Origin of the sequence: Caballeronia sp. LZ034LL, assembly GCF_031451215.1 — a bacterium.
Taxonomy (GTDB): domain Bacteria; phylum Pseudomonadota; class Gammaproteobacteria; order Burkholderiales; family Burkholderiaceae; genus Caballeronia.
Window position 1 is genome coordinate 1129400 of record NZ_JARUXR010000003.1, and the last position, 22550, is coordinate 1151949.

The 22550-nt window shown below is 65.5% G+C and carries 20 protein-coding genes; 9 read left to right on the forward strand and 11 right to left on the reverse strand.

The genetic code is table 11. The features are described 5' to 3' along the window. Positions 1 to 28: 28 nt before the first annotated feature. Positions 29 to 784 carry a HisA/HisF-related TIM barrel protein gene (locus tag QCE83_RS26285; RefSeq protein WP_309818228.1) on the reverse strand — a complete coding sequence of 252 codons (756 nt, stop codon included), beginning with the start codon at positions 782 to 784 and terminating at the stop codon, positions 29 to 31. Between the two features lie 247 nt (positions 785 to 1031). Between QCE83_RS26285 and QCE83_RS26290 the strand changes: the two genes are divergently transcribed. After that, entirely contained in the window at positions 1032 to 2378 is a 1347-nt protein-coding gene (locus QCE83_RS26290; protein ID WP_309818229.1) for a pyridoxal-dependent decarboxylase, read from the forward strand. A 3-nt stretch (positions 2379 to 2381) separates the two neighbouring features. On the opposite strand, the gene QCE83_RS26295 is transcribed toward QCE83_RS26290, so the two are convergent. The 5 genes from QCE83_RS26295 to QCE83_RS26315 all read right to left on the reverse strand — a co-directional run bounded on the left by QCE83_RS26295 (position 2382) and on the right by QCE83_RS26315 (position 7206). Beyond that, positions 2382 to 3260, reverse strand: a complete 879-nt coding sequence (locus QCE83_RS26295; RefSeq protein ID WP_309818230.1) for an isocitrate lyase/PEP mutase family protein — start codon at positions 3258 to 3260, stop codon at positions 2382 to 2384. Between the two features lie 34 nt (positions 3261 to 3294). Further along, positions 3295 to 4722, reverse strand: a complete 1428-nt coding sequence (locus QCE83_RS26300) for an MFS transporter (protein ID WP_309818231.1) — start codon at positions 4720 to 4722, stop codon at positions 3295 to 3297. An 83-nt stretch (positions 4723 to 4805) separates the two neighbouring features. After that, the gene (locus QCE83_RS26305) at positions 4806 to 5492 is read right to left on the reverse strand and encodes a GntR family transcriptional regulator (RefSeq protein ID WP_309818232.1); all 687 of its coding nucleotides are present in this window, start codon (positions 5490 to 5492) and stop codon (positions 4806 to 4808) included. 105 nt (positions 5493 to 5597) lie between these two features. After that, the gene (locus QCE83_RS26310; RefSeq protein ID WP_309818233.1) at positions 5598 to 6413 is read right to left on the reverse strand and encodes a cytochrome c; all 816 of its coding nucleotides are present in this window, start codon (positions 6411 to 6413) and stop codon (positions 5598 to 5600) included. A gap of 10 nt (positions 6414 to 6423) precedes the next feature. Beyond that, the gene (locus QCE83_RS26315) at positions 6424 to 7206 is read right to left on the reverse strand and encodes an IclR family transcriptional regulator (RefSeq protein ID WP_309818234.1); all 783 of its coding nucleotides are present in this window, start codon (positions 7204 to 7206) and stop codon (positions 6424 to 6426) included. Between the two features lie 148 nt (positions 7207 to 7354). On the opposite strand from QCE83_RS26315, the gene QCE83_RS26320 reads away from it, so the two are divergent. Continuing rightward, on the forward strand, positions 7355 to 8710 hold the full coding sequence (locus QCE83_RS26320) for an MFS transporter (RefSeq protein ID WP_309818235.1): 1356 nt from the start codon (positions 7355 to 7357) through the stop codon (positions 8708 to 8710). A gap of 13 nt (positions 8711 to 8723) precedes the next feature. Beyond that, positions 8724 to 9170, forward strand: a complete 447-nt coding sequence (locus tag QCE83_RS26325) for a type II 3-dehydroquinate dehydratase (RefSeq protein WP_309818236.1) — start codon at positions 8724 to 8726, stop codon at positions 9168 to 9170. Here the strand turns inward: QCE83_RS26325 and QCE83_RS26330 are convergent. From QCE83_RS26330 to QCE83_RS26340, 3 genes are all read right to left on the reverse strand, one after another. Beyond that, entirely contained in the window at positions 9167 to 10783 is a 1617-nt protein-coding gene (locus QCE83_RS26330) for an acyl-CoA synthetase (protein WP_309818237.1), read from the reverse strand. The genes QCE83_RS26325 and QCE83_RS26330 overlap by 4 nt on opposite strands. Positions 10784 to 10847: 64 nt before the next feature. Then, positions 10848 to 12404: an MFS transporter gene (locus QCE83_RS26335; protein ID WP_309818238.1), complete on the reverse strand. Its 1557-nt coding sequence runs from the start codon at positions 12402 to 12404 to the stop codon at positions 10848 to 10850. Continuing rightward, on the reverse strand, positions 12401 to 12904 hold the full coding sequence (locus tag QCE83_RS26340; RefSeq protein ID WP_309818239.1) for a MerR family transcriptional regulator: 504 nt from the start codon (positions 12902 to 12904) through the stop codon (positions 12401 to 12403). Before QCE83_RS26340 ends, QCE83_RS26335 begins: the two co-directional genes overlap by 4 nt. A 216-nt stretch (positions 12905 to 13120) precedes the next feature. On the opposite strand from QCE83_RS26340, the gene pssA reads away from it, so the two are divergent. Beyond that, entirely contained in the window at positions 13121 to 13729 is a 609-nt protein-coding gene (gene pssA, locus QCE83_RS26345; RefSeq protein ID WP_309818240.1) for a CDP-diacylglycerol--serine O-phosphatidyltransferase, read from the forward strand. A gap of 17 nt (positions 13730 to 13746) precedes the next feature. Here the strand turns inward: pssA and QCE83_RS26350 are convergent, their stop codons facing one another. Further along, complete coding sequence (locus QCE83_RS26350; RefSeq protein WP_309818241.1) at positions 13747 to 14958, reverse strand: MFS transporter; 1212 nt, start codon at positions 14956 to 14958, stop codon at positions 13747 to 13749. Positions 14959 to 15119: 161 nt separating this feature from the next. On the opposite strand from QCE83_RS26350, the gene QCE83_RS26355 reads away from it, so the two are divergent. The 4 genes from QCE83_RS26355 to QCE83_RS26370 all read left to right on the forward strand — a co-directional run bounded on the left by QCE83_RS26355 (position 15120) and on the right by QCE83_RS26370 (position 19189). Beyond that, complete coding sequence (locus tag QCE83_RS26355; protein WP_309818242.1) at positions 15120 to 16040, forward strand: LysR family transcriptional regulator; 921 nt, start codon at positions 15120 to 15122, stop codon at positions 16038 to 16040. Positions 16041 to 16170: 130 nt separating this feature from the next. Beyond that, entirely contained in the window at positions 16171 to 16542 is a 372-nt protein-coding gene (locus QCE83_RS26360) for a response regulator (protein WP_309818243.1), read from the forward strand. Positions 16543 to 16677: 135 nt separating this feature from the next. Further along, positions 16678 to 18558, forward strand: a complete 1881-nt coding sequence (locus QCE83_RS26365; protein WP_309818244.1) for a PAS domain-containing protein — start codon at positions 16678 to 16680, stop codon at positions 18556 to 18558. Further along, the gene (locus QCE83_RS26370; RefSeq protein ID WP_309818245.1) at positions 18548 to 19189 is read left to right on the forward strand and encodes a response regulator; all 642 of its coding nucleotides are present in this window, start codon (positions 18548 to 18550) and stop codon (positions 19187 to 19189) included. The genes QCE83_RS26365 and QCE83_RS26370 overlap by 11 nt, the downstream gene beginning before the upstream one ends. Positions 19190 to 19197: 8 nt before the next feature. On the opposite strand, the gene QCE83_RS26375 is transcribed toward QCE83_RS26370, so the two are convergent. After that, positions 19198 to 20757 carry a diguanylate cyclase domain-containing protein gene (locus QCE83_RS26375; protein ID WP_309818246.1) on the reverse strand — a complete coding sequence of 520 codons (1560 nt, stop codon included), beginning with the start codon at positions 20755 to 20757 and terminating at the stop codon, positions 19198 to 19200. A 344-nt stretch (positions 20758 to 21101) separates the two neighbouring features. Between QCE83_RS26375 and QCE83_RS26380 the strand changes: the two genes are divergently transcribed. Further along, positions 21102 to 22520 carry an MFS transporter gene (locus tag QCE83_RS26380; RefSeq protein WP_309818248.1) on the forward strand — a complete coding sequence of 473 codons (1419 nt, stop codon included), beginning with the start codon at positions 21102 to 21104 and terminating at the stop codon, positions 22518 to 22520. Positions 22521 to 22550: the final 30 nt, after the last annotated feature.

A 22550-nucleotide genomic window follows, 5' to 3' on the forward strand; every position in this document is an offset into this window, starting at 1 on the left:
CTCGGGAAACGGCTCAGCCATGAATGGGTCATACGGTCGCAATCTGCCCTAGCTGTGCTTCGATCTCGCCGTACGACAGACTGCCGCAATGCAGCGCCTGCCCCAGCACCGTTCCTTCCACGCCAATAGCCTCGAGAGCAAAGATATCCCCAATGCTCGACACGCCTCCGCCGGAAACGATGGGCTTGCAGGTTCTTTTCTTCATGGCTTCGAGCAGGCGAAGATTGGGGTGATTCATGGTTCCGCCCCGGTTCACGTCGGTCACCACATAGCGCGGGCATCCGAGTTCATCCAGCGTCGCCAGTTTCGGCCACAAGTCTCCCGATTCGTCATTCCAGCCACGGCTGGTCAGCGTGTATCCGGAATCCGACTCGCGGACGTCCAATGCAATGGCAATCTTTTCGCCATATCGCCTGAAAAGAGTTTCGCACCAATGCGGATTATCGAGCGCCGCCGTACCGATATTGATCCGGGCGCATCCTGCGTCGATTAATTGGGCAACGTCGGATTCAGTCCTGATTCCGCCGCAGACCTGCACGTTGGCTTTAACCCGCTTCAATAGTTCGATAATCAGATGCCGGTTGTTTCCCTTGCCCGCGGCGGCATCCAGATCGACCACGTGAATCCAGCGCGCGCCCGCGTCCTGAAAGGCGAGCGCCAGATCGACGGGACTGCCCAGCTGCTCCGCCTTCATGTCGTGACCGAGCGTAGCGGCAATCGCGGTTCGGGAAGTCAATGCATTCGAAGCAACGATATCGACCGACGGATATAAAGTGAAACTCATGCTCCTCCTCGAAGTGTGCTTTTTCGGGAGATTCAATGGGATGACTGGCATCAAAAGGAATGAATCGATTCAAGGGTAAATATGAATTGAAAATATAGGCCGGAGTTATTTTGAGAGTAATCCCGAAGTAATCTGTTTAATGACAACCATCAACTATTCGCTGACTTCAGGCTGCAATCTGGCGATGCGCGCACGATCGGCGCGCGCAGGTGACAATGAGCTTCTTCCCGACATAGCCAGGATTCGCATGGACGAACTCACGCTGCTTGCCGACGCCAACGACCGCGCCCGCCGCTATCTCGAATCTGCCGCCACGCGCCGCGTATTTCCCGATGCCGCGGCACTCGCCGGCCTCGAAGCCTTCGACGAGCCCCTGCCCGATCACGGCCACCCGCCGTCCGATGGCCTTCGGCTGCTGGACGAACAAGGCTCTCCCGCCACGGCGGTATCCAACGGCCCGCGTTACTTCGGCTTTGTCGTCGGCGCGACGCTGCCTGCCGCTGCGGCGGCCGAACGGCTGATGCTGGCGTGGGACCAATGCGCGTCGTCGTTCGACAACTCGCCGGTCTCGGCGACCATCGAACGCATTGCCGCGCGCTGGGTCGTGGATGTGCTCAGGCTACCGCAGGGCAGCGCAGTCGGCTTCGGCACCAGTGCGACCGCCTGCACGATGGCGGCCATCGCGGCGGCGCGCCGGGCGCTGCTGGCGCGCAGGGGCTGGGACTTCGACGCGGACGGGTTGATCGGCGCGCCCGAAGTGAAAGTGGTGATCTCGGAAATGGCGCACATCACCGTCAGGAAGGCGCTGCGCATCCTGGGCTTCGGCATGAAGCGCGTGATCGTCGCGCCGGCGGACGAATACGGGCGCATCGATCCGGAACGCGTGCCGCCGCTCGACGACATGACCATCTTCTGCATGCAGGCCGGCGAAGTGAACACCGGCGAGTTCGATTCGTTCGCCGCGCTCCTGCCGCACGCCAAAGCGGCCGGTGCGTGGGTCCACGTCGATGGCGCATTTGGCTTGTGGGCGCGGGCGTCGTCGAAGGCGTTTCTGACGGACGGTATCGACGGCGCGGACAGCTGGACCACGGACGGCCACAAGTGGCTGAACACGCCTTATGACGGCGCGATGGTGATCTGCCGCGACGCCGCCGCGCTCGCTTCCGCGATGAACAGCGATGCCGTCTACCTCACCGGCGCGCCGGACGCGCAGAAGAACCTGACGCTGGAGTTCTCGCGCAGGCCGCGCGGTATTCCGGTCTGGGCGGCGTTGCGCTCGCTCGGGCGCGCGGGTGTCGCGACGATGATCGAGCGGCATTGCGCGCAGGCTTCACGCATTGCCGAGGGCTTGCGCGAGGCGGGCTACGAGGTGCTCAATCGTGTGGTGATCAATCAGGTGCTGGCGCGCGCGTCGACCGACGAGCAGACCGTCGCGATCCGTCAGGCGGCGCAGGCCTCCGGCGATACCTGGTTCGGCGCCACGGTATGGCAGGGGCGGCCCGCGTTCCGGATCAGCGTGTCGTCGTGGCGCACGACCGACGAGCACGCGGACCAGCTGGTCGCGCTGCTCGCCGATCTCAAGCGGCGCGTCTGAACCTCAATCCGCGTGTGCGCGGTCGAAGGCCCAGACGTCCGGGAAGCCCATCAGCTCGCACATCGCGGAGAACGGATACATCGCGTCCGCCGCGCTCTCCGTGTTCTTGCGCGCGAGGATCTGGCCGTACGCGTCCTTGAGCGCCTTCGCGGCGGTCAGGAAGCCCGTCGCCGGATAGATCGCCAGTGTGAAGCCGAGCTTCTGGAACTCGTCGGGCGCAAGCTGCGGCGTGCGTCCGCCTTCCACCACGTTCACCAGCAGCGGCTGGTCGAAGCTGCGGCCAATCTTCTCCAGTTCCTCGACGCTCTCCGGCGATTCGATGAACAGCACGTCCGCGCCCGCCTTCGCAAACGCCTCGGCGCGGCGCAGCGCTTCATCGAGACCGAGCGAGGTGCGCGCATCGGTGCGCGCGATGATCTGGAAGTTGCTGTCGCTGCGGCTTTCCGCGGCAACCTTGATCTTGCGCACCATGTCCTCGAGCGGAATGACTCGACGGCCCGGCGTGTGGCCGCACTTTTTCGGAAACTCCTGGTCTTCCAACTGGATGCCCGCCGCGCCTGCCTGTTCATAGCCGCGCACCGTATGCGCGACGTTGAGCAGGCCGCCGTAGCCGGTGTCGCCGTCGCAGATCATCGGCGTATTCGTGCCGCCGCAGAACGCCGCGACGCGGTTGACCATGTCAGTGTACGTGGCGAGGCCCGCGTCCGGCAGGCCGAGGTACGACGCCACCGTGCCGAAGCCGGTCATGTACAGGCATTCGAAGCCCATGGAGTCGGCCATTTTCGCGGAGATCATGTCGAAGATGCCCGGCGCGGTGACGAGGTCCTTGCGCGCGAAACGCGCTTTCAGCGCCTGGCGCTTGCTTTCGTGTGTGACGCTCATGAGGTCTTCCTTTCGTGACGATGTGAAGTAAGGATCAGCGCTGCGATTCGTGCGAGAGCGGCGAACGGGCAAGCGGGTCGCCGGGTTCGAGCGACGGCGCGATGTCTTCCAGCGAGCGCCGGTTCGTCTCGATGCCGAACACCGCCAGCACGACGGTCATCACGACCAGCGTGCCGATGATCATCGACAGCACGTCCTTGACACCGCCCGCCGTGTACATCACCACGACGAGCTGCGGCGCGAAGATGCCCGTGATGCGTCCGGCGCAGCCCGCGATGCCGTTGGCGCGCATGCGGTTCTCGGTCGCGAACAGTTCGGGAATGTAGGTGGCGATGCCGAGCGCGACGAGCAGATAGGTGAGCGTGAACAGCAGGAAGCCGAGCAGCGTGGCCATTTCGACGCCGGTTGAATGCCCGTACAGCCAGCCGACCACCGCCGCCAGCGCCGAGACCACGATGAGCCCGTTCCTGCGGCCGATGCGGTCGGCGAGGAACACGCCGAGCAGCGCGCCCGCCGGTCCGCCGAGCGCCATCAGCGACGAATAGCCCAGCGACGACGCCATGCCGATGCCCTGTTTCATCAGGAAGGTCGGCACCCAGACGATGAAGCCGTAGATGACCATGTTGACCGCCACCTGCACGACGATGGACACGAAGGTGCGGCGAATCTGCGCCGGCCCGAAGAGTTCGAGCAGCGTGGTCTTGCGCGTGACGGTGCGGGGCACGTCGGCGATGGGCGGCAGCGGCGCGGAGCGCGACGACTCTTCCTCGGCGGCGCGCAGGATCGCTTCGGCTTCCTCATAGCGGCCTTTCGATTCCAGCCAGCGCGGCGATTCCGGCATTTTCTTGCGGATCACCCACACGATCATCGCTCCGATGCCGACCATGGCGAACATCGCGCGCCAGCCAATCGACGGAATGATCAGGTAGCCGAGGAAGGTCGAGAAGAACAGCGCGGAATTCGTCATCAGCGACAGCATCGCCGACCACTTGCCGCGCACGGCGGGCGGCATGAATTCGCCGATCGAGCCGTAGCCGACCACGATCTCCGCGCCCAGCCCGAGCCCCATGAAGAAGCGGCACACGATGAGCCAGGTCATGTTGGGCGCGAAGGCGCCCGCGATCGAGGCCAGCCCGAAGACCGCGAGATTGAACTGATACGTGAACTTGCGGCCCTTCGCGTCGCCGAGCACGCCCGCCGCGAAGGCGCCGAGCAGCATGCCGATGAAGGTCGACGAGAGAAACGCGGCGTTCAGCTGCAGGTTCGACCAGCCCGTCTTGGTGAGCGCGCCGAGCACGCCGCCTGCGAGATAGACGTCGAACGAATCGAGAAACATGCCCGCGCCGATCAGCCATAGCACGCGCTTGTGAAAGCCGGAAATCGGCAGCCGGTCCAGACGCGGACCGGCGTTGACGGTGCTGACGGTGGTGTCAGCGGTGGTGGTGCCTTCGGTGCCCAGCATGTCGTGTCTCCTCTGTCGTCCAAGCGACTTTTTCAACGACGGTTCATCAATGCTGTTGCTGCTCGACGGTCATGCGCGACGCGTCATGCGGATGCCGCATGCTCCCTGTCGTAACGGTCGAGCACCGCCTTTTCGGCGGCAAAAATATGGCAGCGCGTGATGGCTTCCGCCCACGCGACGTTGCGCTGTTCGAGTGCCATGACAATTTCGAAATGCTGGCGCGCGCTGCGTTCGCGGTCCGCGTCGCTATAGGTGTCGAAGGTCCACTTGATGAGCGGCGTTTCTTTCATCGACTTGAGCGAGCGGTCGAGCCGCGCATTGTTGGCGGCGGCCGTGATGATGGCGTGGAACTCGCCGTTGGCGGCGAACCAGGCCTCGCAGGATTCGGGCGTGGATGGATGCTGCGTGATGGCGAACATCGCATCGGCCAGCGTTTTCAGATGCGCGATGTCCGGCGCGCCGATCCCAAGCGCCGCGCGGCCCGTCAGATACGGCTCCACCAGCAGGCGCGCTTCGAAGATTTCGCGCGCGTCCTGCAGCGTCCATGCCTTGACCCGCACGCCGTAGTTCGGGCGGGTTTCGACCCAGCCTTCGGCGTCGAGACGGCGCAGCGCCTCGCGCACCGGCGTGCGGCTCACGCCAAGGCTGCGGGCAAGTTGCTCCTCGCGCAGATACTGGCCCGCGCCGTACTGGCCGCCGGCGAGCGCCTCCTTGATCGCGAGATAGACGTCGTCGGCCGAGCGCGCGGGTTCCGGCGAAGTTGTATGCAAAACCTGCTGAGTTTCGGCCACGAAACAGCCTTTTCACGTGTTCGACGGGATCATTGTATGCAAAGTGAGCCCGTTGAACCGTGGGGGATTTCCCGCAGTGCCTGCTTACTTCCGGTGTTTCGCCATGTAGCCGAGATACGCGATAAGGGCGTCAAGATCGCTGTCGCTGATCGCGTTCTGGTCGAAGGCGGGCATTTTCATGTCCTGCCACGCGCGGATCGACTTCGGATTGCGGACGAACGACTTCAACACCCACGGCTGGAAATACTCGGTTGGGTTGTGCGGCAGATTGAGATCGGGGCCCATCGAGGCATCGCCGGCGCCGTTCATCTTGTGGCACACGATGCATTGCGTCGCGAACACGGCCTGCCCGCGCCGGATGGGCGAATTTGCCGGCACGTTCCGATCGACCGCGAGCTGCGGCCAGCGCGCGGCGAGCGTCGGCGCGACGCGGATCGAGTCGACCTTGTAGGGCCATTGCTCGCTCGACACGCCCGACAACGCCGGATCCAGCCACACGACATAGAAAGGACCGATGTCGCCGCCTTCGGCCAGGCGCGGCCAGGGCGCGTCCGGCGTCTCGATGGCAAGCCACGGTTCAGCGCGCTTGCCGGCCTTGCCAAACAGCAGTTGCGGAGAAAGATGCGTGACGAAGCCGTCGCTGGCAGTGATCTGGAGTTCCTGTTCCGCGGGCAGCGCGTTGATGCCGAGCAGCGCGCGCAACGGCACGGCGCGATAGGTCATCGTGCGATGAAAGACGACGTCGTTCGGAACGTGGATGGTGGCGACGTCGGGGCGCGCGAGCAACTGCTCGGTCGTGAGCGAGCGCTCGCCGCCGACGTTGATCGCCAGGCTCGCCGCCCACGATGCGGCGCTGAAGCTCATCAGGCTCGCAAGAACGAGGACACGGTGCAGGTTCATCGCATGTCCCTCAGCGCGTGTTGCTGAACAGCGGCGAGGCGAGACTGGCCGCTGCCAGTTCGTTCGCTGCGGCGAGCAAGGTGGGGCCGAGCGTGGCCATGCGTTTCTCGGTGAGCCGGAACAGCGGCCCCGCGATGCTGATCACGCCGATCGCCCGATGGCCGCGTCGCTGAACCGGCGCGGCCATCGCCGTCATGCCCGGCGCGAAGACCTCGTTGATGGTCGCGTAGCCGCGCGTGCGGGCCGCATGCACGAATTCGAGCAGGCCGGTCACGGTGGTCGGGGCGCGCGGGCCGTACTGCTTCGGCGTGCCGAAGCCCTGGCGCGACACGAGTTCGAGCGCGCGTTCGTCGCTCATCGTCATCATCCAGGCGTGGCCGGTCGCGCTGCACGAGAGGATGGTGTCCATGCCCATGTCCGGGTCGTAGCGCAGGCCCTTGAGCGCGCCTTGCGCCTTCGCGACCCACGTGAGGCGGTCGCCGTCCACGATCGCCAGCCGCACGAGTTCGCCCGATTGTTCGGCGAGGCGATCGAGCATGCTCTGCGCGATATCGACGATGCCCGACGTGGCCAGATAGCTCAACCCGAGACCGACGAGCCGGGTGGTGAGCACGTAGTCCCCGTGCTCGCGCAGCTGGCGCACATAGCCGCATTGCTTCAGATCCACCAGGAGGCGATGACACGCGCTGCGCGGAATTTCGAGCTGGTCGGAGATCATCGCGAGCGGCGTGCCTTCCATTTGCGTCGCGAGAAATTCGAGGACCGCCATGGTTCTTTCGGTGACGCCGGGCATTGCTTCCTCTTGCTGGATCGGGCGGTGACGAGCCGCATGATTGCATATGGCGGGATGAAATTCCACCCTGGAACGGTGTCCCAGCGCTGCTGATAATCTGTGCGCCATGCCAGTTCCAACGGCGATAAATGGAGAGGAGACAGACACAATGCAGGCACCCACACAAGCGCATCAGTCGATGCGTACACGCGCCGTCACGGCCGCCGCCATCGGCACGGCGCTCGAATGGTTCGACTTCACACTGTACGGCGCGCTGGCCGCGACAGTCTTGCCGAAGCTGTTCTTTCCGTCGATGGACGCGACCTCCGCGTTGCTCGCCTCGCTCGCAACGTTCGGCGTCGGGCTTGCGGCGCGTCCGCTGGGCGCGATCATCTGCGGACACCTGGGCGACAAGCTCGGCCGCCGCAATCTGATGCTCGGCACCGTCACCGTGATGGGCCTCGCGTCGATGCTCATGGGCTTCCTGCCGACCTACGCGAGCATCGGCGTATGGGCGCCGCTGTTGCTGGTGATCCTGCGTATCTTGCAGGGCTTCGCGCTCGGCGGCGAATCGACCGGCGCGCAACTGATGGCGATCGAACACGCCAGTCCGGATGCACGCGGCAAGTACTCGGGCCTGCTCGGCCTGTGCTCGCCGCTCAGTCAGATCATGGCGAACGGCGTGCTGCTCGGCCTGTCATCGACGATGTCGGCGGAGGCCTTCGACAGCTACGGCTGGCGCATTCCGTTCATCCTGAGCTTCGTGCTGGTGGTGGTCGGCGTGTATATCCGGCTGCGCGTGGCGGAAACGCCTGCGTTCGTGGCGCTCTCGAAGACCGAAGTGGCGGATGTCGGCAGCCCGTTGCGCGATGCGCTGCGCCTGCACTGGCGCACCGTGTTGCGCTGGATGCTGTTCTTCTGCGGACCGGCGGCGATCTTCTATCTGATCGTCGTATTCTCGCTGAGCTATGTGACGAAGACGCTCGGCGTGCCGAAGCAGACCGGCTTCCTGCTGCTGATGGGCGCGAATGTCTGCGCGATCGTCGGTGCGCTGGCGGGCGGCATGCTGAGCGACCGGATCGGCAGGCGGCGCGCGCTGGCCATCGGCTCGACGGCCACGCTGCTGATGCTGTTCGTGTACTTCCAGATCCTCGACACGAAGAGCTTCATGCCGATGCTGCTCGCCATGGGCTTCTTCCTCGGCTTCACGCAGTTCCAGAGCGGCATCCAGCCGGTGGCTTTCGCCGAAGCCTTTCCGACCAACGTGCGTTATTCGGGCTCCGCGCTGGCCTATACGGGCGCGAATCTCGTGGCCGGCGGTCCGATGCCCGTGCTCGCGGTGTGGCTCTTCGCGGTCTGCAACGGTTCGCCCTGGGGCGTGGTGGCGGTGTGCGTCGTGTTCAACCTGATTTCGCTCGCGATGATCCTGACCGCGCCGGAAACGCTGGGCATCGACATGAACCGTACCGACTCCGCGGCGGAAGTCGCGGGCGCGTCCTCGCCTTCTTCCCTGCAATCACACTGAACCGACGAAGCTGATGAATCCCACTGTCTATGTCCTGAACGGCTCGAACCTGAACATGCTCGGCAAGCGCGAGCCGCATCTCTACGGCACCACGACGCTCGCGCAGGTGCAGGCGCGCACCGAAGCACTTGCAGGTGAACTCGGTCTGGCCTGCGAGTTTCGCCAGACCAATCACGAAGGCGTCATGGTGGACTGGCTGCAGGAAGCCTTCGAGAAGGACGCTGCCGTGATCATCAATCCGGCCGGCTTCTCCTTCTCGTCGATTCCCGTGCTCGATGCCATCAAGCTGATCCGCAAGCCGGTGATCGAAGTGCACATCACGAATATCCATCAGCGCGACGAGCAGTATCGGCATTCGCTTGTTTCGCTGGCGGCGCGCGGCGTGATCTGCGGGTTGGGGCCGCAGGGGTATTTGCTTGCGTTAAGGGCGGTGGCGGAGATGTTGCGGGAAGCGGCTTAGCTTTCGCCCGCCGTGAACTGCGCCCGCAACGACTTGCGGATGATCTTCCCCGTCGCGGTCATCGGCAGCTCGGCGGCGAAGCGTACTTCACGCGGATATTCATGTGCGGCGAGCCGCGTGCGCACGTGGTCCTGCAATTCGCGCACGAGCGCTTCGCCAGGTTCGAAACCCTCGTTGAGCACGACCACCGCGCACACGATCTCCGTGCGCCGCGCATCCGGCACGCCGATGACCGCCGCAAAGCGCACCGCCGGATGCCGGATCAGACAATCCTCGATCGGCCCCGGCCCGATGCGGTAACCCGCGCTCGTGATGACATCGTCGTCGCGGCCGAGGAAGCGGAAGAAGCCGTCTTCGAGCGTGCCGAGATCGCCGGTCAGCAGGAACTCGCCGCGAAACTTCTGCGCCGTCGCGGCTTCGTCCTGCCAGTAGCCGAGGAACATCACCGGGTCCGGCCTTTCAATGGCGATGTGCCCCGGCGTGCCGTCGGGCACCGGCACGCCGTGGTCATCGACCACGGCCACGCGATGCCCCGGCACCGCCCGGCCAATCGCGCCGCTGCGCGGTTCGAACCAGCGCGCGCACGATGACAGCACCATGTTGCATTCGGTCTGTCCATAGAACTCGTTGATGGTGACGCCGAGCATCGTGCGTCCCCACGACAGCAGTTCCTCGCCGAGCGATTCCCCGCCGCTCGCCACCGAACGCAGCGCCAGACCGTCAGGCTTCGCACCGGGCTTCGTGCCTGGCGTCGCGCGCATCATCTTCAGCGCGGTCGGCGGCAGGAAGGTGTGACTCACCTGATGGCGCGCGAGCAGGTCATACGCGGCGGCGCCGTCGAACTTGTCGAAACGGCGCGCCAGCACCGGCACGCCGTGATGCCATGAAGGCATCAGCACGTCGAACAGACCGCCGATCCACGCCCAGTCGGCGGGCGTCCAGAACAACGTGGCGTCGCGTGGAAAGCATTGCTGCGACATCTCCACGCCCGGCAGATGACCCAACAAGATGCGATGCCCGTGCAGCGCGCCCTTCGGCTTGCCGGTCGTGCCGGAGGTATAGATGATGACGGCGGGATCGTCGGCGGCGGTATCGACTAAAGCGGGTTCATCGGATGCGGCTTCGATCGCGGGCCAGAAGTCCGACTCGGCACAGAACACATGATGCAGATCGGGCAACGCGGCGCGGATCTGCGCGATCTTCGCGGCGCCTTCGGCATCGGTGATGACGGCCTTCGCGCCCGAATGCCCGAGGCGGAATTCAATGGCGTCCATGCCGAACAGCGCGAACAGCGGCACCGCGATGCAGCCCATCCGGTACGCCGCGAGATGCGCAATGGCAGCTTCCACCGACTGCCGCACGAAGATGGCGAGGCGGTCGCCGCGTTCGACGCCTCGCGCCTTCATCGCATTGGCGAAGCGGTTGGAGAGACGCTTGAGGTCATCGAAGCTATAGCGCTGCTGCGAGTGATCCGCGGCTTCGACGATCAGCGCCAGGCGGCCGGAGCCGTCCGCCCATTTGTCGCAGACATCCTGCGCGATGTTGTAGCGCGCGGGAATGCGCCATTCGAACTGCGCTGCGACGGCTTCGTACGAGTCACCAGACGGGAGCATGGGGCGAGGGCGGGAAGGTTGATCGTGCGGACATCATACTTCGGCCCCCTGCGCGGCAACCGGTTCAGTCGATCCGTTTCTGCCGGGCCGCCACCGCCCCGGCGACGAGCGCGACACCGATCAGATAATAGAAGCCATCCAGCGAACTCAGGAAGTTGGCTTGCTGCGCCACGAGGCGGCTGATCTCGCCCAGCGCGAGACTGCTGGCCTCGGACGCACTGTGCCCGCTGTTCAGGAAGCCGCCGAGCAGGCTTCGATAGGCATTCTCGAAGACCGGGTTGTACGGATTGATGGTTTCGACAAGCCGCGTCTGATGCAGCGCGACGCGATGCTGTTCGAGAATGATGATGGTCGCCGTGGAGAACGAGTAGGTCAGCTGCTTGACGATGTTCTTGAAGCGATAGCTGTGGCTGTATTCCTCGATCGCGAAGACGCGGAAGGTGAGGTTCGCGACCGGCAGCGCGATGAAGAGCAGCAGCATGCCGCGCAGGATCATCGGGGCAATGAGCCAGCCCATGCTGACGTCGGGCGGCAGGTTGACCATCCATTCGCCGATGAACGCGGCCATCAGGAAGCCGGTCATGATGAGCCACTTCTTGTGCTTGATGCGCGCGGAATAGCGAAAGTAGATCACGGCCATCCCGAGCGACACCATCGAGGTCAGTCCGACCAGCCGCCCCGCGTTCTCCACCGGATAACGCAAGCCGCCTTCCAGCAGACGCGAGACGAGGAAGCTCATCGCGTTGTTGATGTAGTAGAACCCGATGTATAGCACGATGCCGACTTGAAACGTCTTCTCGCGCAAGGCCTGAAGGCGCAGCAGCGGACGAGGATGATGCCATTGATGCCAGACGAACCAGCCGAGCGCGAGCACGCCGGAAGCCGTCAGCACGATGAGTTCGGGCGAACCGCTGAACAACTCGAAGCGCACTTGCTGCATGACGATCTGCAACGCGCCCTGCGCGAACGCGAAGATGATGTAAGGCCAGAAATGGGTGTCACCGCGTTCTTCGGGCTGTACGCGTCCGGTCGAGGGCACGGCGAGGAAGGCGAGCAGCGCGAGCGCGGCGCCGCCGATTGCCGTGCAGGTGAACAGCGCGCGCCAGCCGAGCCACGCGACGAGATAGCCGCCGCACAATGGCGCGAGCGCGGTGCCGAGCAGGATCATGTTGAGGAAGCGGCGCGTCGCGGGTGGGCGCAGCTGCGGTGTGAAGCGCGTCTGAATCAGGATGCGCGCCGCGCTCATCATTGGCCCGATGAAATAGCCCTGGAAGCCGCGCACGAGCGCCAGTTCGAGCGCGGACTCGGCGAACGTGGCCGCGACCGCGCCCGCCGCGAACAGCAGCAGACAGCCCGCGATGTATCGACGGTTGCCGATCCGTTCGATCCACCATTGCTGCTGCAGGATGCCGAGCACCGACGCGACCGCATACGCGCTGGAGGCCCAGACGAGTTCATCGGACGATGCGTTGATGCCGCCCGCGATGGTGCTCGTGAAGAACGAGAAGACGGCGTTGTCGAAGTAATCGAGCCCGGTTGCCAGCGCAATGGCCCACGCGAAGGAATCCGCGCGCAGGCGCTCCGCAATCCTTCCCGGCAAGCCGAACGATGCCGCACTCATGCGTCATCGTCTCCCGCGCTCGCGGGTTTGCGCGGCTTGCGCGCGGCCAGCCGCTCCTGCAACAGCGCTTCCTTGCTTTCGCCCGCGATGCGCCGCCGCAGGTAGTCGAGGTCGTCGGCGAGATCCTTGCGCACCGCCTGCGCTTCCTTCAGCTCGCGCCGCACGCCCGCGATGCGCGCGTCCACCGCTTCGATCTGCTGCGACAGCGCTTGCTCGATCTCGCGCAGCGACGTGCTCGAATAACCTGTGCGGCCTTCGCCGAGCGTTTCCATCGGCCGCTTGAGCATCTCTACGATGCCCTGCAACGAGAAGCCCAGCGACCGCAACCGCAGGATGCGCGCGAAGCGTTCCAGATCCTGTTCGCTGTAGAGCCGGTAACGGCCTTCGCTGCGGCTCGGCGTGACGAGCCCGCGTTCCTCGTAGTACTTGAGCGTGCGCGGGGTGACTTGCAGGCGTTCGGCGGCGTCGCGGATGGTGAGGAGCGCGGAGGGCGTGGACATGACGAGTGGCAGAAAGCGATGCCTGGCAGTATAACGCAAACCTGTACGTTCACGTGCAGGTTTGCCGGGCATGAGGCATGCTCGCCCTGAACACCGCTCTAGGCTGCGCGTTGAACCGGAACGCAGTGATAGACTCCAACGGCCTTTCACCGGGCCATGCGGCGCCCGCATCGGACGCTGCCCGCACGTCACGAACGCCACGAACAAACGACACGAATGAAACGATTCTCGATGATCCGCGATTTCCACCTGGCAGACTGGTTCACGCTGGGGAACGCGGTATGCGGCACGGGTGCGCTGTTCTCGGCGATGTCCTACCTCGACGATTCCGATGTCCTGCACATCTATCTTGCCTGCGCACTGGTGTTCGCGGCGCTCGTCTTCGACGTGCTCGACGGACGCATCGCGCGGTGGCGTCAGAAAGCGTCGCTGCTCGGCAAGGAACTGGATTCGCTCGCGGACGTGATCTCGTTCGGCGTCGCGCCGGCGATCATCGCGTATGGCTTCGGCATGCGCGGCCTGTATGACCGTGTGATCCTGGCGTATTTCGTGGCGTGCGGCGTGTCACGTCTCGCGCGCTACAACGTGACCACGGAAGAGATGTCGGGCGCCGCCGGCAAGGTCACCCACTTCGAAGGCACGCCCATTCCCACGTCCTTCCTGATCGTGCTGCTGCTGACGGTCGGCGCGGCGCTGGGCGCGATCGGCGAGAACATGTGGTTCGGCTCGGCGCGCATCGGCGGGTTCGTGCTGCATCCGCTCGTGCTGGTCTACGCGATCTCCGGCTCGCTGATGATCAGCCGCATCCGCATCCCCAAGCCGTAAGCGCCCGACGGGCGGCGTCAGTGGTGCGACACGTGATGCCGCCCGACCAGCAGGAAATGCACGAGCGCCAGCAGCGGAAACACCGTTGCGCAGACCGCGACGAGCGGCCAGCCGCCATGCTCGTAGATCTGGCTGGCGAACGCCGAGCCGCATGCCCCGCCCACGAAGATGCTCGTCATGTAGACCGCGTTCAGCCGGTTGCGGCTCGTGGCATGCAGCGCATAGATCTCGCGCTGGCCGAGCACCATGTTCATCTGCACCGCGAAGTCGAGCAGGACGCCCGTCACGACCAGCGCGCCCACGCCCCACGCAGGGTGAATCAGCACCGGCAGGTACGCGAGCGCTGCGAGGATCAACGCGGTGAAGGTGGCGCGCACGGTATGGCCGGCATCGGCGAGACGTCCGGCGATGGGCGCCGAGGTCGCGCCCATCGCGCCGATCAGCGCGAAGATGCCGATGGCCGTCTGCGAAAGCCCGTAATGCCGCGTGAGTTCGATGGGAATCGCGGTCCAGAACAGGCTGAACGAGGCGAACATCAGCGCCTGATACAGCGAGCGATGACGCAGCACCGGCATCGTGCGGACGAGATGGCCGAGTGAGCCGATCAACTGGAAGTAGGTTGCCTGATGATTCGGCTGACGGCGCGGGATCGTGAGCGCGAGGACGGTCGTGATGACGACCATCAGCACGGCGGCTGCGGCGAACATCGCGCGCCAGCCGAAGTGACCCGCGACGATGCTCGACACCGGCCGCGACAGCAGGATGCCGAGCAGCAATCCGCTCATGATGGTGCCGACCACCTTGCCGCGCGATTCGTCCGGCGCGAGGTGTGCCGCGAGCGGAATCAGGATCTGCACCGCGACCGACGAAAAGCCGATCAGCAGCGAAATCACGAGGAACCAGCCGGGCGTGTGGGTGAACGCGGCGGCCGTCAGGCTCGCGATGGAGACGAGCGCGGTCGCGATCATCAGCTTGCGGTTTTCGAGCAGATCGCCGAGCGGCACGATGAAGAAGAGGCCGAGCGCATAGCCGATCTGCGTGAGCGAGACGATCAGGCTCGCCGTGCCGCCCGCCATGTGCAGTTCGGGCGCGATGAGTTCGGTGATGGGCTGCGCGTAATACAGATTCGCGACGATGGCGCCGCAGCAGAACGCGAACAGCGCGATCAGGCCGCGCGTGAGTTCGATGTGCTTGGTGCCGTCGAGCGTGGTCGATGTGGGTGTCGACATGAGAATTCCTTGAATGGCAGAAACGGACTATACGGTGTTGCGGCGCAACCTGCTTGTGGCGCCCATGCTTGAGGTGAAGCGTAGTCGTTGCGTCCGGACGATGGAATCCCTCTAGAATGCAAGCTTGCGTTGCGTGCTGTGCAACGAGAAAAAGGCGCGGAATGGACAAGCTCCAGGCACTCAATACGCTTCTTGAAGTGGCGCAATCGGGCGGCTTTGCGAAGGCCGCGCGGCGTCTGGGTGTCGCCACGTCATCGGTGACGCGGCTGATGGACGCGCTCGAAGCATCCCTCGGCGCGGCCTTGCTCACGCGCACCCCGCGCAAGGTGAGCCTGACCGACGCCGGCGTCGCTTATGTGGAGCAGGTCGGCCGTCTGCTCGACGATCTCGCCGAAGCCGACGAAAGCGTCTTCGACAGCGGCGCTGCGCCAGTCGGCGTGTTGCGCGTCGCGGTGCCGTCCACCTTCGGGCGGCTGCGGCTGGCCGCGCATCTGGCGGCATTCATGGCGGAGCATCCGCGCGTAGTCCTCGATCTCGTCGTCGCGGACCATTACGCCGATCTCGTGACCGAGCGTATCGACGTCGCGGTGCGCATCGGCGTGCCGGACCGCGACGGCACGCTGATCGTGCGCAAGCTCGCGGACAATCCGCGCGTCGTCGTCGCGAGCGGTGACTATCTCCGGCAGCGCGGCACGCCCGCTTCACCCGGGGATCTCGCCGCGCACGAGTGCCTTCGTTTCGCGTATGGCGGCGGCCATCGCACGCGGCAGGAATGGACCTTCCGTGTGAAAGGCGCCGAGACGCGCGTGGAAATTCACGGACATCTGTTGTCGAACAATCTGGACATGCTGCTGCAGGCCGCCCTCGCCGGACGCGGCATCGCGCTGCTGCCCGCCTGGCTCGCGGATGCCGATGTGCGCGCCGGACGGCTCGTGCGGCTGTTCGATGGCCATGAAGCGAGTCCGCACGAGAAGGGCGTCGTGATCCATGCGGCGTATCTGCCGAACCGGCGGCAGTCGAGCAAGGTCCGGGCGCTCGTGCGTTTCCTGGAGGCGCGCCTCGCCGGTCCCGACGCGACCTGAACTTACGTACCGGCATCCTATACACACATATGATTTGCCGGCGTCCGGCCGCTGCGTAAGATGGATTTCATCGAGGCGGCGGCCGGTCCCGTGCCCGCCGCTCTCATTCGCACGGTTCAGGACCACGCCCTTGTCATTCCCTTCCAGAGTCTCCGTGATCGACGACGACGAATCCGTTCGCGTCGCTTCCTCCAGTCTGCTGCGGTCGCTCGGGTGGGAGGTGAGTCTGTATGCGTCGGCGGAAGCGTTCATCGACACCGATCCGCTCGACGGCCTCGCCTGCGTCATCACCGATCTCAACATGCCCGGCATGTCCGGCCTGCAGTTGCAGCAACGCCTGCATGCGCTCGCGCCCGGCGTGCCGGTGATGTTCATCACCGCATTCGCCTCCGACGCCGCGCGCCGCCAGGCGCTCGACGGCGGCGCGGTCTGCTTCCTCAGCAAGCCTGTCGACGGAACCACCGTCGCCGAGTGTCTCGATCGCATCAAGCAAGCTTTTTGAAGGGTTAGAATCGGCCGACGATCCGGCCGCGGCTCGCCCGGATCTCCCTCAACGAACGTTTCCCCGAACGCCCATGACCATGCCAGTCGCTCCGTTCGCCGTTCGCTTGTCCCCGCTGTCGTTCCTCCAGCCGTGATGGAGGCACTTCAGGCCGCGCCGCCCACGGTGCGTCACGACAGCCGCATCGTGTCGATGCTCGCAGCGGCCATCGCGCTCGCCGTCTTCCTGATCGACGCGCTTACGCCGCTCGATATCGCCATCGCGGTGCTGTATGTGGTCGTGGTGCTGCTCGTCAGCTCGACGGGCAAGCGCCGGGCGACCATCGGCACCGCATGGGGCTGCGTGCTGCTGACGCTCATCGGCTTCATGCTCTCGCACGATCAGACGGTTTCCGGCAGCGCGCTCGCGCGTTGCGTCGTGAGCCTGCTCGCGATTTCCACGACCGCCGTGCTCGCCTTGCGCAACCAGACCGCGATCACCCAGCGCCAGCGCATGGAAGCCGAACTGGAGCGTCAGCGCGAAGAACTGCGCAATACCATCGATGCCATTCCCGGCATGGTGTGGAGTGCATCGCCGGAGGGACGGCTGATCTTCGTCAACCGGCGCTGGAACGATCTCGGCGTGTCGCTCGGCGATTCCGGTCCCCAAGGCAACGGCGACATCTGGCGCACCATCGTGCATCCCGCCGACATCGCGTCGATGCAGCGCGACTGGCAAGCCGCCATCGCGACGGGCGCGCCGTTCGAGAACGTTTCGCGGATGCGCGGCGGCGACGGCGTGTACCGGTGGATGCATATCGGCGCGGAGCCGTTGCGCGACGCGTCGGGCGCGATCCGGCGCTGGTACGGCGTCAACACGGACATCGAGGCGCGCAAGCAGGCCGAGCACGCACTGCGCCGCAGCGAAGCGTTCCTGCTGGATGCGCAGCGGCTCTCGCGCACCGGCAGCATTGCGACGAGCCTGCCCGCCGGCACCATGTGGTGGTCCGACGAGGCGTATCGCATCTTCGACTATCCGCGCGAGGTCACGCCGTCCATCGACGCGATCGTGGCGCGTGCACATCCCGACGACGTCGCCACCGTGCGCGGCGCGCACGAGGCCGCGTTGGACGGTGCGCGCGAGATCGATGTCGAGCACCGTCTGCTGCTGCCGGACGGGACGGTCAAGCATGTGCATTTCGTCGCGCATCGCGCGGCGGCGGACGGCGAAGGCGAAGGCGACGAGACTGTCGGCGCCTTGATGGACGTCACGGAAACCAAGCGCGCGCAGGAAGCACTCGCGCGCTCGACGGCGGAACTCGCGCACGTCACGCGCGTGACGATGCTGGGCGAACTGGCGGCGTCCATCGCGCATGAAGTGACGCAGCCGATGGCGGCGATCGTCACGAGCGGCGACGCGGGTTTGCGCTGGCTCGGGCGCGCGACGCCGGACATCGGCGAAGCGCGGCAGGCGATCACGCAGATGATCCGCGACGCCCGGCGCGCGAGCGAAGTCATCGCCCGGATTCGCGCGATGGCCCGCAAGCGCGACAGCCAGCCCGCGACGCTCGACATCAACGAGATTGCCGGCGAGACCCTCGAACTCGTGCAGCGCGAACTGGCGCGCCTTCGCGTGGAAGTGCGCACTGAATTCACGATGCCCGCGCCCGTGGTGCGCTGCGACCGCGTGCAGTTGCAGCAGGTGCTCATCAACCTGCTGATGAACGCCGCGCACGCCATGTCGGGCGTGGACGGTCCGCGGATCCTGCGCATCGCGACGAGCGCCGGCCTGGACGCGCCGGGTCACGTATTGGTCACGGTGCAGGACACGGGCACGGGAATCAGCGAGGAGAGCGCGCGGCGGCTGTTCGACGCCTTCTTCACGACGAAGGCGGAAGGCATGGGCATGGGGCTGTCCATCTGCCGATCGATCATCGAGGCACACGGCGGCAGGATCTGGGCGGAAGCGCCCGAGGAAGGCGGTGCGCGTCTGCGCTTCGAGCTGCCCGGACACGAAGGAGACGACGATGAGCACTAACGGCAACGCGGACGGCGCAATGGTCTATGTGGTCGACGACGACGAGTCGATGCGCGACGCGCTCGGCACGCTGCTGCGCTCGGTCGATCTGAACGTGACGAGCTTTGCGTCGGCGCACGAGTTTCTCGCGTACGACATGCCCGACGTGCCGAGCTGCCTGATTCTCGACGTGCGCCTGAAAGGACAGAGCGGCCTCGCGGTGCAGGAACAGATGGCGGCGAGCCAGCTCGGCCTGCCGATCGTCTTCATGACGGCGCATGGCGACATCGCGATGACCGTGAAGGCGATGAAGGCCGGCGCCAGGGATTTTCTGGCGAAACCGTTCCGCGATCAGGACATGCTGGACGCCGTGGCCCAGGCGCTCGAAAGCGATGCGGCGCGGAGAACCGCGAACCGTTCAGTGGCCGATCTGCGGCGTGCCTATGAACTGCTCACGCCGCGCGAGCGCGAGGTGCTGGCGTTCGTCGTGTCGGGGCTGATGAACAAGCAGATCGCGGCGGAAATGAACCTGAGCGAGATCACCGTGAAGATCCATCGCGGCCAGGCGATGAAGAAAATGGCGGCACGCTCGCTCGCCGATCTCGTGTTGAAGGCCGAAGCGCTTGGCGTGAAGCGTGCGCAACGTCTATAAGCGGCGCGTCACAGCGAGCGGTCGCGTTCCTCGAGCCCCGTAACGGCCTGCTGCACGCGGTCCGGCGATGCGATCCGGTACGTGCCTCGCGCACACGTCTTCGCTTCGAAGAGCGCGGCGTCGGCGCGCTTCAAGGCGCTTTCGAACAGCTCGCCCGGTCCGGCGAGCGCCATGCCGGCGCTCACGCTCACTTGGTCGGTGATCCCGTCCGTCAGGTCATACGGCTCCGAGAGTTCGCGCAGGATCTTCTGCACGAAGGCTTCGCCGGAGCCGCTCGCGATAAAGGTCGCGACGATCGCGAACTCGTCGCCGCCCAGCCGCGCGGCCAGCTCGCCGCGCCGCATTGCGTTGCGCAGACGGTCGGCGACCTGGCGCAGCAGTTCGTCGCCGGCGTTGTGGCCGTAGGCATCGTTGATGCGCTTGAAGCCGTCCAGATCCACGTACATGACGAAGACTTTCTCGCGTCCGGCGCCGCCCGCCATCAGGCGTTCGGCGTGATCGGACAGGTAGCGGCGGTTCGGCAGGCCCGTCAGCGAATCGTGATGCGCCCAATGCAGGATCTTCGCCTCGGTCCGGCGGCGCTCCGTCACGTCCTCGATGATGATCACCGTGCTGCCGTCCGGCACCGGATTGCGGATCAGCTGGAGCTGGCGTCCGTCGCTGAGCGGCAAGTCGAGGGGCGCGTGGCCGTCCTTGAGCCATTGCGCAGAACGCGTGGCGAACTCGCGGCGCAAGGTCTCGCCGAATCTCGCGATGCCCACATGGCCGATGAAATCCGCCAACGACACGTTCAGGCGCAGCGTGTCGTCGCTCACGCCGAACAGGTCGGCCGCCCGGCGATTCGCGATGATCACCTTGCCCGCCTGATCCACCGTGCACAGGCCGTGTGGCATGTGGGCAAGCGCGGCGTCGAAGCGCGCGGCGATCTCCGCGTGGCGATGCTCGGCGGTCATCATCGCGACGAGACCGCGATAGTGGCGTCGCACGACCGCGGACATCGCGGCCAGATAGAGAAAGAGCGGTGGCACCAGGATGCCGTAGCCGGCCGGCGCCAGCAGCGCGCCGATGCCGATCGGCGCGGCGCCCAGGCTGACCTGCGCGAGCGCCAGGTGCGGCGTGCCCGCATTACGGGAGCCGATGCCGCCGAGCGAACCGGCGGTCACCATGATCGCGAGGGCGGTCAAGACGGCGTCGCCGGACGCGACGCACGCCATCGTGCCGAGGCCGGGCGCGAGGCACGCCGCGAGCGCGAACGGCGCATAGCGCCGGGCCCACGGTCCGGGCTGCGCCAGCGCGGCGGCGCGCAAGGCGCGATAGCGGCACACGATTCCCAGGCGAACGGCGAGCAGCAGGACATCGGTCACCAGCCAGACGACGGTCCAGGGCGCATGGAGCCGCACGCAGGCGATGACCGCGACGAACGCGCTCGACAGCCCGGACAGCAGCAGCGGACGGACATCGACGACGAGCGTCGACAGCAGTGCCGCGCGCATGGCGGGCGTGATCGTGCCGTCCTCTGTCGCCGGGGTGGCGAGAATCGAATCGATCAGGGACGGGGTACGTTGCATACAAAGGACCGGCGCGCCGGGAAGAGGAAGAAACAGCACCGGCGGTGAGAGTAACGCCGGTGCGCATATTTACGGCAGTGCCTGCAGAAATCTTGAGCGACGTCGGCCACCCGGGCGTCGCTGCCGCATTGTGCCCGTTCCGCATGATCGTTTGACGACCGCGCGCTGCAAAAGCCGCGCGACGCGGGTTTTGCCTCATCGAAAGCTTTCGGTTCACGGACGATCATGGATGACGGTCCGCGGCGTGCCGGCCGGTGGCACCGCGCGCATTGTGATATCGATGTGAAGACAGCGTCGTGAAGAAGGCCTGAGAGCCGTCAGGCGATCGATAACAAGGAGACGTCATGGACACGAATTCACTCTCATCCGGCACACCGGACGGGTCGCACGCCGAACACCGCAAGCAGACCAGGAAGGCCACGGCGAGCGGCTGGATCGGCTCGGCGCTCGAATACTACGACTTCTTCATCTATGCGCAGGCTGCGGCGCTGATCTTCCCGCAACTGTTCTTTCCGTCCGGCAATCCGAAGGTGGCAATCGTCGCGTCGCTGGCCACTTATGGCGTCGGCTATGTCGCGCGGCCCATCGGCGCCTTCGTGCTCGGCCATTTCGGCGATACCCACGGCCGCAAGACCGTACTCGTGCTGTGCATGTTCATGATGGGCTTCTCGACGATGGCCGTCGGCCTGCTGCCGACGTATCACAGTGTCGGCATGCTCGCGCCCGCGCTGCTCGTGATCCTGCGTCTGGTGCAGGGCTTCGCGGTGGCGGGCGAGATTTCCGGCGCAAGCTCGATGATTCTCGAACACTCGCCGTTCGGCCGGCGCGGCTATTTCGCGAGCTTCACGTTGCAGGGCGTGCAGGCCGGCCAGATTCTCGCCGCCGCCGTGTTCCTGCCGCTCGCGTACTACATGCCGGAGGACGCCTTCAATTCATGGGGCTGGCGCATCCCGTTCCTGCTCTCGGCGGTCGTGCTGATCGCGGGCTATATCATCCGGCGTGAGGTGCACGAAACGCCGGCCTTCGAGAAAGAAGGCGAGCGGGGCGCGGTGCCGCGTTCCCCGATCGTCGACGCCTTCCGCTACAACCTCGCCGACATGATCCGCGTGGTCTGCATGGCGCTGATGAACGTGATTCCGGTGGTCGCGACCATTTTCGGCGCGGCGTATGCGGTGCAGGCGGCGTACGGCGTCGGCTTTCACAAGAGCGTGTACCTGTGGATTCCGGTGGTCGGCAACATCCTCGCCGTGATCGTCATTCCGCTGGTCGGCAACCTCTCCGACAAGATCGGACGCAAGCCGCCGATCATCGTCGGGGCGATTGCATCCGGGCTGCTGTCGTATCTGTATCTGTATGCCATCAGCATTCACAGCGTCGGCATGGCGATCATCGCGTCGCTGCTGATGTGGGGCGTCGTCTATCAGGGATATAACGCCATCTTCCCGAGCTTCTATCCGGAGCTCTTTCCCACCCGCACGCGCGTGTCCGCCATGGCCATTGCGCAGAATGTCGGCACCACGATTACGGCGCTGCTGCCCGCGCTGTTCGCCACCGTCGCGCCGCCGGGATCGACCAACATCCCGCTGACCATCGGCTCGATCACGCTCGCCGTCACGATCATCTCGGCCATCGCCGCATGGAGCGCGCGCGAAACCTACCGCATTCCGCTCAGCCAGCTCGGCGAGGCCGATGCGCGGGAAGTCGAGAAGACCGAATACGAGCGGCTGCGCGCGGAGTCGGTGGCGAATGCGCGTGCTTCGTGAGTTTTCTCTATCACTACACAGGTGAACGCC

Excerpts from the sequence above, each read along its gene's own strand:
- QCE83_RS26290 (WP_309818229.1), top strand. The coding sequence starts at position 1,032 with ATGGACGAACTCACGCTGCTTGCCGACGCCAACGACCGCGCCCGCCGC.
- QCE83_RS26350 (WP_309818241.1), bottom strand. The coding sequence starts at position 14,958 with ATGTCGACACCCACATCGACCACGCTCGACGGCACCAAGCACATCGAA.
- QCE83_RS26355 (WP_309818242.1), top strand. The coding sequence starts at position 15,120 with ATGGACAAGCTCCAGGCACTCAATACGCTTCTTGAAGTGGCGCAATCG.
- QCE83_RS26295 (WP_309818230.1), bottom strand. The coding sequence starts at position 3,260 with ATGAGCGTCACACACGAAAGCAAGCGCCAGGCGCTGAAAGCGCGTTTC.
- QCE83_RS26300 (WP_309818231.1), bottom strand. The coding sequence starts at position 4,722 with ATGCTGGGCACCGAAGGCACCACCACCGCTGACACCACCGTCAGCACC.
- QCE83_RS26365 (WP_309818244.1), top strand. The coding sequence starts at position 16,678 with ATGGAGGCACTTCAGGCCGCGCCGCCCACGGTGCGTCACGACAGCCGC.
- QCE83_RS26310 (WP_309818233.1), bottom strand. The coding sequence starts at position 6,413 with ATGAACCTGCACCGTGTCCTCGTTCTTGCGAGCCTGATGAGCTTCAGC.
- QCE83_RS26370 (WP_309818245.1), top strand. The coding sequence starts at position 18,548 with ATGAGCACTAACGGCAACGCGGACGGCGCAATGGTCTATGTGGTCGAC.
- QCE83_RS26330 (WP_309818237.1), bottom strand. The coding sequence starts at position 10,783 with ATGCTCCCGTCTGGTGACTCGTACGAAGCCGTCGCAGCGCAGTTCGAA.
- QCE83_RS26375 (WP_309818246.1), bottom strand. The coding sequence starts at position 20,757 with ATGCAACGTACCCCGTCCCTGATCGATTCGATTCTCGCCACCCCGGCG.
- QCE83_RS26325 (WP_309818236.1), top strand. The coding sequence starts at position 8,724 with ATGAATCCCACTGTCTATGTCCTGAACGGCTCGAACCTGAACATGCTC.
- pssA (WP_309818240.1), top strand. The coding sequence starts at position 13,121 with ATGAAACGATTCTCGATGATCCGCGATTTCCACCTGGCAGACTGGTTC.
- QCE83_RS26340 (WP_309818239.1), bottom strand. The coding sequence starts at position 12,904 with ATGTCCACGCCCTCCGCGCTCCTCACCATCCGCGACGCCGCCGAACGC.
- QCE83_RS26380 (WP_309818248.1), top strand. The coding sequence starts at position 21,102 with ATGGACACGAATTCACTCTCATCCGGCACACCGGACGGGTCGCACGCC.
- QCE83_RS26320 (WP_309818235.1), top strand. The coding sequence starts at position 7,355 with ATGCAGGCACCCACACAAGCGCATCAGTCGATGCGTACACGCGCCGTC.
- QCE83_RS26315 (WP_309818234.1), bottom strand. The coding sequence starts at position 7,206 with ATGCCCGGCGTCACCGAAAGAACCATGGCGGTCCTCGAATTTCTCGCG.
- QCE83_RS26335 (WP_309818238.1), bottom strand. The coding sequence starts at position 12,404 with ATGAGTGCGGCATCGTTCGGCTTGCCGGGAAGGATTGCGGAGCGCCTG.
- QCE83_RS26285 (WP_309818228.1), bottom strand. The coding sequence starts at position 784 with ATGAGTTTCACTTTATATCCGTCGGTCGATATCGTTGCTTCGAATGCA.